Origin of the sequence: Synechococcus sp. H60.1 (genome assembly GCF_047462335.1) — a bacterium.
Classification (GTDB): domain Bacteria; phylum Cyanobacteriota; class Cyanobacteriia; order Thermostichales; family Thermostichaceae; genus Thermostichus.
The window spans coordinates 1-9,700 of sequence record NZ_JANSJA010000035.1; the positions used below are offsets into that span (position 1 = coordinate 1).

Annotated in this window: 10 protein-coding genes; 7 read left to right on the plus strand and 3 right to left on the minus strand. The window is 59.0% G+C overall.

Annotated elements, in window-relative coordinates; translation table 11 throughout:
- Window positions 1-97: 97 nt before the first annotated feature.
- From NW852_RS01620 to NW852_RS01630, 3 genes are all read right to left on the minus strand, one after another.
- Complete coding sequence (locus NW852_RS01620; RefSeq protein ID WP_414385797.1) at window positions 98-1,282, minus strand: LL-diaminopimelate aminotransferase; 1,185 nt, start codon at window positions 1,280-1,282, stop codon at window positions 98-100.
- Between the two features lie 44 nt (window positions 1,283-1,326).
- Window positions 1,327-1,845 (minus strand): TolB family protein, encoded by a 519-nt coding sequence (locus NW852_RS01625; RefSeq protein WP_414365660.1) that lies wholly within the window; start codon window positions 1,843-1,845, stop codon window positions 1,327-1,329.
- A 119-nt stretch (window positions 1,846-1,964) separates the two neighbouring features.
- On the minus strand, window positions 1,965-2,249 hold the full coding sequence (locus NW852_RS01630; RefSeq protein WP_414365659.1) for a DUF427 domain-containing protein: 285 nt from the start codon (window positions 2,247-2,249) through the stop codon (window positions 1,965-1,967).
- Window positions 2,250-2,438: 189 nt separating this feature from the next.
- Between NW852_RS01630 and NW852_RS01635 the strand changes: the two genes are divergently transcribed.
- The 7 genes from NW852_RS01635 to rsfS form a co-directional block, all read left to right on the plus strand.
- A complete protein-coding gene (locus tag NW852_RS01635) occupies window positions 2,439-3,869 on the plus strand; it encodes a DUF697 domain-containing protein (protein WP_414365658.1) in 1,431 nt (476 codons plus the stop codon).
- Window positions 3,870-3,914: 45 nt separating this feature from the next.
- Window positions 3,915-4,682: a peptidase gene (locus NW852_RS01640; protein ID WP_414372200.1), complete on the plus strand. Its 768-nt coding sequence runs from the start codon at window positions 3,915-3,917 to the stop codon at window positions 4,680-4,682.
- A 45-nt stretch (window positions 4,683-4,727) separates the two neighbouring features.
- The gene (gene glyQ, locus NW852_RS01645) at window positions 4,728-5,714 is read left to right on the plus strand and encodes a glycine--tRNA ligase subunit alpha (RefSeq protein WP_414365656.1); all 987 of its coding nucleotides are present in this window, start codon (window positions 4,728-4,730) and stop codon (window positions 5,712-5,714) included.
- A gap of 149 nt (window positions 5,715-5,863) precedes the next feature.
- Window positions 5,864-6,388 carry an NYN domain-containing protein gene (locus NW852_RS01650; protein WP_414365655.1) on the plus strand — a complete coding sequence of 175 codons (525 nt, stop codon included), beginning with the start codon at window positions 5,864-5,866 and terminating at the stop codon, window positions 6,386-6,388.
- A 504-nt stretch (window positions 6,389-6,892) separates the two neighbouring features.
- Window positions 6,893-8,704 carry a translation elongation factor 4 gene (lepA, locus tag NW852_RS01655; protein ID WP_414365654.1) on the plus strand — a complete coding sequence of 604 codons (1,812 nt, stop codon included), beginning with the start codon at window positions 6,893-6,895 and terminating at the stop codon, window positions 8,702-8,704.
- Window positions 8,697-9,338, plus strand: a complete 642-nt coding sequence (yqeK, locus tag NW852_RS01660) for a bis(5'-nucleosyl)-tetraphosphatase (symmetrical) YqeK (RefSeq protein WP_414372204.1) — start codon at window positions 8,697-8,699, stop codon at window positions 9,336-9,338. Before lepA ends, yqeK begins: the two co-directional genes overlap by 8 nt.
- Window positions 9,339-9,700: ribosome silencing factor (gene rsfS / locus NW852_RS01665; RefSeq protein WP_414426416.1), on the plus strand; the 362-nt coding region annotated here is incomplete at its 3' end. It abuts the gene before it with no gap.

Below are 9,700 nucleotides of genomic sequence, written 5' to 3' on the forward strand. Positions count from 1 at the left end.
TGAGACGGTTCGTTACCTTGTTGTTGCTATGCAACGTTGTCGCGAACACACCGCTCTAACTCCCCCCTCCTTCTGGGAAAGGGGCCGGGGGTGAGGGCTAAGCAATGCACTGGGACAAAAACTCCCCAATCCGTCCTATCGCCTCCTCCAGCCGGGATCCTTCCGCCACCAGGGCAAAGCGGACATAGCCTTCGCCACTGGGGCCAAAGCCAGAGCCTGGCGACAGGGCAACGCCTGTGGCCCGTACCAAGTCTAGACAAAACTGGGCCGAGGAACCACGGTAGGACTCCGGCAAAGGCGCCCACAGGTACATGGTGGCCTCCGGCAGGGGCACGGGCCAGCCGATGCGGTGCAGAGCCGCCACGGCGATATCCCGCCGCTCGCGGTACACCTGCCGCCAGTGATCCAAAAAGCTATCGGGAGCCGCCAAGGCCGCCGCCGCCCCCCGCAGAATGCCCTGGTAGGGGTGGAAGTCAATGGTGGACTTCACCAGGCGCAAAGCTCGGATCAGCTCGCGGCTGCCGATGGCATAGGCCACCCGGAACCCCCCCATGTGATAGGACTTAGAGAGGGAAAAGAACTCGATGGTGCGGGTCTTGTCCGGATCCGCCTGCAGCGCCGAGGGAGCCACCTGGCCGTCGAAACGCCAGTCCACATAGGGAAAGTCATGGGCCAGGATGATGTCGTGCTGCCGACAAAATTGCAGCGCTTCCTGCCAAAACTCCGGGGTGACGGTGGCGGTGGTGGGGTTGTGGGGATAGCTCAGCACCAAGAGGCGTGCCTGGCGACAGACCTCCGCCGGGATCTCGTCCCACTGGGGCAGGAAGCGGTTTTCCACCCGTAGAGGCAGGTAGTACGGGATCCCCCCCGCCAGATGGATCCCGCCCACATGGGAGGGGTAGCCGGGGTCGGTAACCAAAGCAATATCCCCGGGATTGAGCAGGGCCAGCGGTAGAAGGGCCGTTCCCTGCTGGGATCCGATCAGCGGCAGCACCTCCGTTTCCGGGTCGATCTCCAGGCCGAACTTCCTCAGGTACCACTTGGCACAGGCGGCGCGGAAATCAGCCGTGTCGTGAAACAGGGTGTAGCCGTAGGTGGTGGGATCCGACAAAGCCGATTGAATGGCTGCTAGAGCTTCGGGAGGCGGGGGCAGGTCTGAGGATCCCAGAGACAGGTCGATGACATCCAAGCCGGAGCGGCGGGCCTCCCACTTCGCCTGATCCACTTGGTCGAAGACATTGGAGCGGAGAGGGTGAAGTCGCTGGGCCAGAGAAAGAACCATGCAACAGCTCTTGGTGTGGAGTCTATCCTAGCTGGGGGATCCCTCTAGGGGTTATCGCCAGCGTTGGAAGAGGCGGGTAAAGAGGGCTGCGTGGCCGCCGCCGGGCCGCGGTCGAAAATCTCGATGTGCCACTGGCCACGACCGTTGCTCTCAAAGGCGATAAAGCGGCCATCGCCACTGATGGTGGGGTTGCGCACATCCCCCGGCACCCGGCTGCTGATATTCTCAACGCGGCGGGTTTGCCGGTCGTAGAGAAAAATCTCCGACTTGCCCAGCGCATTGGAGACATAGACGATGTAGCGACCGTCGGCGCTGATATCCGGCGAGGTGGCGGCCACATCGCTGGAATTCAGACCGGGCAAGTCCACCAGCCGCTGTTCCACCGTGTCGTAGAGAAAAATGTCCTGGCTGCCGCTGCGGGCAGAGGAAAACACCAGGTAGCGACCATCGCCACTGAAAGCAGGCTCCCCATCAGGGAAAATGCTGTTGAGGCCGCTGCCGGTGAGCGTGGGGCGCGGCGTGCGAAATCCTGCTGGGCCACAACCTAGCAACAGGAGGCTCAATCCGGCCCAACACAACCTGCTTGCCCAGCGGGTTGGGCTGCCTGGGATCTGGCCATCGGTCAGCATCGCCTTGCCCCTCCAACTTTTCTCCATCATACTCAGTTGGCAACTCGGCTCGGCTAGGGTTCTACCTTGACGCCCTTCCAGAAGGCCACGTAGCCGCGGATGTTGGCCGCCGCCGGCTTGGGATCCGGGTAGTACCAGGCGGCATCTTTGTTCTCCTGGCCGTTGACCACGAGGGTGTAGTAGCTGGCTTGTCCTTTCCAGGGGCAGGTGGTGTGGGTGGAGCTGGGCTGAAAGTATTCCCGCCGCAAAGATTCCGGCGGAAAATAGATGTTGCCTTCCACGGTTTCGTAGCGGTCGGTCTCCGCCACCACCACCCCGTTCCAGATGGCCCTGGGCATGAAAAACCTCCTGTCGCGAACTCTCGGTTCTCAACGTTAGTTTTAACGTTATTTTTGAAGTTGCAGATCTCGGCAGGGCCAACTGCCTTTCTTTGAGATTAGCTTTTCTGCCTGTCGTCGATCGTTGTCGTTGAGGGTTGACACCCGCCCCCGCTGGGCTGTTCTCCACTGCTATTGAGCGCTACGGCCATGGCTCGCCGCAACACCTTAGAAGATGACCTCAACTACCAGCAAGCCAAGCGCAGCCTGCGCCAGTGGGTGGCCCAACTGGATCTGCGCCCCCAAGAGATCGTGGGCCTAGAGAGGGAGCTGGAGAACTTGCAAGCGCTCTTGGACAAGCTAGAAACCGAGGTCATCCACATCGCCGCCTTTGGCCTGGTGGGGCGGGGCAAGTCCTCCCTGCTCAATGCCCTGTTGGGCGAGCCGGTGTTCGAGACGGGGCCAACCCATGGCGTCACCCGTACCCATCGAGCTGCCGTTTGGAACATCAGTTGGGAAACCCGTCCCCAACCCCCCTTGGCTGCAGCAGCCCTGCAGGGATCCCGCCTGCTGCCGGCCTCGGTGCAGTCGGTTCAGGTCAGCCACTGGCAGGGATCCCGTCTGGAGCTGATCGACACTCCCGGCCTCGATGAGGTGGACGGCGAGGAGCGGGCGCGGCTGGCCCAAGAGGTGGCGCAGCGGTCGGATCTGATCCTGTTTGTTGTCTGCGGGGATCTGACGCGGGTGGAGTTTGAGGCCCTAGCGACGCTGCGGGAGGCGGGCAAGCCCATGCTGCTGGTGTTCAACAAAATCGACCAGTACCCAGAGGCGGATCGCCAGGCCATCTACGACAAGATCCGCAACGAGCGGGTGCGGCAGCTTCTTTCTCCCAACGAGATTGTCATGGTGGCGGCCTCGCCGCGGGTGCCGCGCCTGGTGCAGAGGCCAGATGGCAGCTTTGGCGTGGAGATGGAGATCGGCCCCCCCCAAGTGGATGCTCTGCGCCTGAAAATCTTGGAAGTCTTGCATCGGGAGGGGCGTTCCCTGCTGGCCCTCAATGCTCTCCTGTTTGCCGATCGCGTCAACCAGCAGGTGATTGAGCGCAAGCTGCAAAGCCGTGCCCAGCAGGCCCAAGAGCTCATCGCCGCTGCTGCCCGCACCAAGGCGCTGGCTGTTGCCCTCAACCCCGTTACCCTGCTCGACACCTTGGGAGGACTGGCCCTGGATATTGCTCTCATCCTGCGCTTGTCCCGCCTGTATGGCTGGCCCATGAGCACTGCGGGAGCCGCCCAACTGCTGCAGAAGATCGTCCTCAGCATGCTCAGCCTGGGGGCGGGAGAATGGGTGGCGCTGTTGGGGCTGGGATCCCTGAAAACCTTGCTGGGGGGATCCCTGCCCTTTGCTGGGGGACTCTCTCTGGGGGCCTACGGTTCGGTGGCCCTGACCCAGGCGGTGTTGGCCGGGTTTTCCTGCTACGCCATCGGGGAGGCGGCCCGTCGCTACCTGGCCCAGGGAGCCAGTTGGGGGCCGGAGGGGCCCAAAGCCGCCATAGCCCAGATTTTGGCCGATTTGGACGAAGCCTCGATCACCGCCCGCCTGCGGGAGGAAATCCGCCACAAAATTGGATTCGCTCTCTCCTGACCCTCTACAACCCTCTACAATCAGAAGGCCGAGCCAATCGTTCCCATGACCTACTGCCTTGGCATCCTCACCCGTTTTGGCTTGGTGATGGCGGCAGATTCCCGCACCAACGCCGGCGTCGATTACGTCTCCACCTACCAAAAGCTGTTCGACTTTTCCCTGCCCGAAGAACGGGTAATCTTAATTTGCACCTCCGGCAACCTGTCCATTACCCAGAGCGTTTTAACGGAAGTGCAGCGGGATCTGCGCCAGCAGGAAAGCCCCAATCTCCACACCCTGCCCCATCTCTACGACGTGGCCCGCTACCTGGGATCCAAAATCCGCCACATCCAAGAGCAAGACCGACCCTGGCTGGAAAAAGACGGCATCGACGCCCAGTGCAGCTTCCTGTTGGGAGGACAGATCCGCGGTGAGGAGCCGGCCCTCTTCTTGATCTACAGCCAGGGCAACTGCATCCAGGCCACCCCAGAAACGCCTTTTTTGCAGGTGGGGGAAACCAAATACGGCAAGCCCATCTTGGATCGCACCCTCTCCTACGAAACCCCCCTGGAGGATGCAGCCAAATGTGCCCTCCTCTCCATCGACTCCACCATGAAGTCCAACATCTCTGTCGGCCCCCCCATCGACCTGGTGATGGTGCCGGCCAATCAGTTCAAAGTTACCCATCGCCTGCGCCTGCGCACCGGGGATCCCTACCTGGCCAAGATGCGCAAGCTCTGGGAGAGCGCCCTCAAACAGGCCTTCGACCAAATGCCCCCCATCGAGTGGGACTACTCAGATTCAGCCGATCGAGAAGAAGAGCTGATCGACTGAGCGGGGGAGATTGGTAGGATAGGGTAGCTTTACCCAGCCCTTGTCATGTCAGCCCACACCTTTCAGGACTTGATCTTTCGCCTGCAGCAGTTTTGGGGGGAACAAGGCTGCCTCATCCTGCAGCCCTACGACCTGGAAAAAGGCGCCGGCACCATGAGCCCCCACACGTTTTTGCGTGCCCTGGGGCCGGATCCCTGGCGGGTGGCCTATGTCGAACCTTGTCGTCGCCCCACCGACGGGCGCTACGGCCAAAATCCCAACCGCCTGCAGCACTACTTTCAGTACCAGGTTCTGATCAAGCCTTCCCCCGACGACATCCAAGAGGTGTACCTAGACAGCCTGCGGGCTTTGGGCATCAATCCAGCAGAGCATGACATTCGCTTTGTGGAAGACGACTGGGAATCCCCTACCCTGGGTGCCTGGGGGGTGGGCTGGGAAGTGTGGCTGGACGGCATGGAGGTAACCCAGTTCACCTACTTTCAACAGGTGGGCGGGCAGGATTGCCACCCGGTTTCTGTAGAGATTACCTATGGACTGGAGCGCCTGGCCATGTACCTGCAGGGGGTGGATTCGGTTTTCGATCTCTGCTGGAGTGAGCACCCTTCCCTGGGCCGGATTACCTATGGGCAAATCTATTTCCAAAATGAGGTGGAGCAGTCCTACTACAACTTCGAGTATTCGGATCCCGAGATGCTGCTGGAGCTGTTCCGCCTCTACGAAGCTGAAGCCAAGCGCTTGATTGAAACCACGCAGCAGAAGCTGCAGAAACAGGTGCTTCCCGATCGGCTGGCGGTGTCGCTACTCCTGCCCGCCTACGACTATGTGCTCAAGTGCTCCCATACCTTCAACCTGCTCGATGCCCGCGGCGTCATTGCCGTGGCCGAGCGCACCCTCTACATTGGGCGCATCCGCAACCTGGCCCGACAATTGGCAGAGCTGTACGTCAGCCAAGCCGATCGCCCCGGCTCCAGCTATGCCCTAGGGCAGCCGGAACCCACTCTGATCTCCAAAGGCGCCCGGTCTAATGGCTAGGGAAAAAGATCCCTGTTTTCGCTATGATGAGGGATTGGCATCAGCAGGCGCTGGCCTGCCATAGCCACCCCTTACCTTAGGATAATCGACACTCTCGTTTTCACCCTCTTTTCCTGACCAGTCCACCTTATATTCCCGGAAAAATCTTTATGTTTCGCCATCCCGTCACGCGGGTTTCCATCTTTATCGATGGGAACAATATGTTTTATGCCCAACAAAAAAATGGCTGGTTTTTCGACCCGCGCCGAGTCTTGGATTATTTTGTTAGATCCCAGCCCAACGTCGAGCTAGTCAACGCATTTTGGTACACCGGCATCAAGGATCCCAACGATCAAAGGGCCTTTCGAGATGCTCTGATCAGCTTGGGTTTCACGGTGCGCACCAAGATCCTCAAAGAATATCGAGACGAAGACTCCGGCCGCTACTTCCAGAAGGCCAACCTGGATATCGAGATCGTTATCGATATGTTCAACACGGTTGGGCAATACGACAGGATCATCTTGTTTAGCGGCGATGGCGATTTTGAGCGGGCCGTCGAGCTGTTGCGCTCCAAAAACACCTTGATTACCGTCGTCTCCACCGAAGGAATGATTGCCCGCGAGCTGCGCAACGCCACCGATCGCTACATCGACCTCAACGACATTCGCCCCTACATCGAGAAGCTAGACAAGTAAGGCCGAGATTCTGGGCCGATCCCTCTGCTGTCGAGCCGGCCCCACAGCTCCCTGGCGGAGTTGCCACAACTCATCTGAGTTCCTTCTGGTTTCTCCGCCTTGAGGGAAAATCTGCTGAGTAAGATTGCTGCCACGCGAGCGCCCCATCCGTTACATCGACCATAGTCGGCGTTGCCGGGAAAAGCTGTCCCAGCCGCTTTAAGTTGCTCTGGCAACCGTCAGAAGGGTTGTTATAGTCATTATCAAATAGCAATGAAACACTTCTCCACCTCGTTATTACTACGCAATGCTGTCGCTCTAACTCCCCTCTCCCTCTGGGAGAGGGGCCGGGGGTGAGGGATGGGAGAGGGGCCGGGGGTGAAGGCGGGTCGGCGGCAAAGTGTCTTAATCTGGTTTGAAACGACTCTATCTTCCTCCTTGCCGGTTAACTTCTGGACAACCTTGACCTGGGCAGAGAGCCAAAGAGGCTAGCATTGTAAAAAATCTTTGCCCTGACAGGTTCTTATGACCGACGTTCCCGTCTCCCGCATTCGCAACTTTTCCATCATCGCCCACATCGACCACGGCAAATCCACCCTGGCCGACCGGCTCCTGCAAGAAACCGGCACCGTTTCAGCCCGCGAGATGAAGCCGCAGCTTCTAGACAGCATGGAACTGGAGCGGGAGCGGGGCATCACCATCAAGCTGCAGGCGGCCCGCATGAACTACCGCGCCCAAGACGGCCAGGACTATGTCCTCAACCTCATCGATACGCCGGGGCACGTGGACTTTACCTACGAAGTCTCCCGCTCCCTAGCAGCCTGCGAAGGGGCGCTGCTGGTGGTGGATGCCTCTCAAGGTGTGGAAGCGCAGACCCTGGCCAACGTCTATCTGGCCCTGGAGAACAACCTGGAAATCATCCCGGTCATCAACAAAATTGACCTGCCGGGGGCGGAGCCGGAGCGGGTCATCGCCGAAATTGAACAGGTGATCGGCCTCGATTGCAGCGGGGCGATCCTGGCTTCTGCCAAAATGGGCATCGGCATCCAAGAGATCCTAGAGGCTATTGTGCAGCGGGTGCCCCCGCCGCAGGATACGGTGGCGGATCCCTTGCGGGCTTTGATTTTCGATAGCTACTACGACTCCTATCGCGGCGTGATTGTCTATGTGCGCATCATGGATGGGGAGGTGAAAACGGGGGATAAGATCTGCTTCATGGCCTCCGGTCGGGAGTACGAAATTACCGAGCTAGGGGTGATGCGCCCCCATCAAGAGCCGGTTGAGTCTCTCCATGCGGGGGAAGTGGGCTACATTGCCGCCGCCATCAAAAGTGTCGAGCACGCCCGTGTTGGGGATACTATCACGCTTGTCCATCGCAGGGCCTCTGAACCTCTGCCGGGCTACAAAGAAGCCAAGCCGATGGTCTTCTGCGGCCTCTTCCCCAGCAACTCCGATCAATACGCCGAACTCAAAGAAGCTCTGGAAAAACTGAAGCTCAACGATGCTGCCCTCTACTTTGAGCCGGAAGTTTCCCCTGCCATGGGCTTTGGCTTCCGCTGTGGTTTCCTGGGCCTGTTGCACATGGAGGTGGTGCAGGAGCGCCTGGAGCGGGAATACAACCTGGATTTGGTGATTACCGCTCCGACAGTGGTATACCAGGTTACCCTCAATGATGGCTCGGTCATCCGCGTAGATAACCCCAGCAAGCTGCCTCCTCCTAACGAGCGCGTCAGCATCGAGGAGCCTATTGTTCGGGTGGAGGTAATCCTGCCGGAGGAGTTTGTTGGTACGGTGATGGAGCTGTGCGAGACCAAGCGCGGCACCTTTAAGGATATGAGGTACCTGGCTCAGGGCCGCACGACGTTGGTGTACGAATTGCCTTTGGCGGAGGTGGTCACCGACTTCTTCGACCAGTTGAAATCTCGCACCCGCGGCTACGCCAGTATGGATTACCAAATGGTGGGTTACCGCGCCGACGATCTGGTGCGTTTGGACATCCTAATCAACGGGGACGTGGTGGATTCTCTGTCCACAATCGTGCATCGGGACAAAGCTTTTTATGTGGGCCGGTCTCTAGTAGCCAAGCTGCGCGAGCTGATCCCACGCCACCAATTTGAGGTGCCCATTCAGGCAGCGATTGGCTCTCGGGTGATAGCCCGCGAAACCATTCCTGCCCTGCGCAAAAATGTCCTGGCCAAGTGCTACGGGGGGGATGTGACCCGCAAGCGGAAACTTTTGGAAAAGCAAAAGGAGGGGAAAAAGCGCATGAAGGCGGTGGGAACCGTGGAGGTGCCCCAAGAGGCGTTTATGGCAGTGCTGAAGTTGCAAAATGACTAGCCCAGTCTTACGACGGGAAGAGGTGTTGGCCTGGCTCCAGGAGCAGGTGCCTCCCCCTCGCCTTCGCCACATTTTGGGGGTAGAGGCGATGGCCCGGCAACTGGCGATCCATTATGGGCTGGATGAGCAAAAAGCTGCTTGGGCAGGGCTGATGCACGACTTGGCCAAGTCCTTCCCCCCGGAGCAACTGTTGCAAAGGGTGGCTCAGGAACGGGAGCTGGACGAAATTGAGCGGGCCGAACCCCACATTCTCCACGCCGAGGTGGGATCCCTGCTGGCACGGGAGCGATTTCAGGTGCAGGATGCAGAGATCTTGGCGGCCATCGCCAACCACACCCTGGGACGCCCCGGCATGGATCCATTGAGCTGTGTGGTTTTTGTAGCCGATGCTCTGGAGCCGAATCGGGGCAGCAGCCCAGAATTGGAGCGGTTGCGGCAGATGGCTTTTGTAGATTTGTCTAAAACCGTGGTGGGAGTCTGTGACTTGAGCCTAAAATTTTTGCTAGATCGGAATCAAGTGGTTCATCCGCGCACCCTCATGACTCGGAACCATTTTCTGTTGCATCCTTTAGATAGAAAGGATTTAGAGAAGGTTATGTTCCAAGGCAACTCAGTCGTTTCGGGAGGGTTTTAGTTGCTACAGCCCATGCCTGCCCGTGCCAGGGATCCCATCTATCGCATGGCGTTGACCGCAGCTCGCGCAGCGGAAGAAAAAAAAGGCGGCGACATTGTCTTGCTGGATGTATCCCAAATTTCCACGTTGGCGGATTACTTCCTTTTGATCAGTGGCTACTCGCTTACGCAAGTACGGGCCATTGCCCGAGCAATTGAGGAAAAGGTTTGGGAGGAGTGGCAACAGAGTCCGCGCCGCATCGAAGGTCAAGAGTCAGGCTCCTGGATACTGATCGACTATGCCGATCTCATTGTCCATGTGCTCATGCAGGAGGAAAGAGACTACTACGACCTAGAATCTTTCTGGATCCAGGCCCAGCGAGT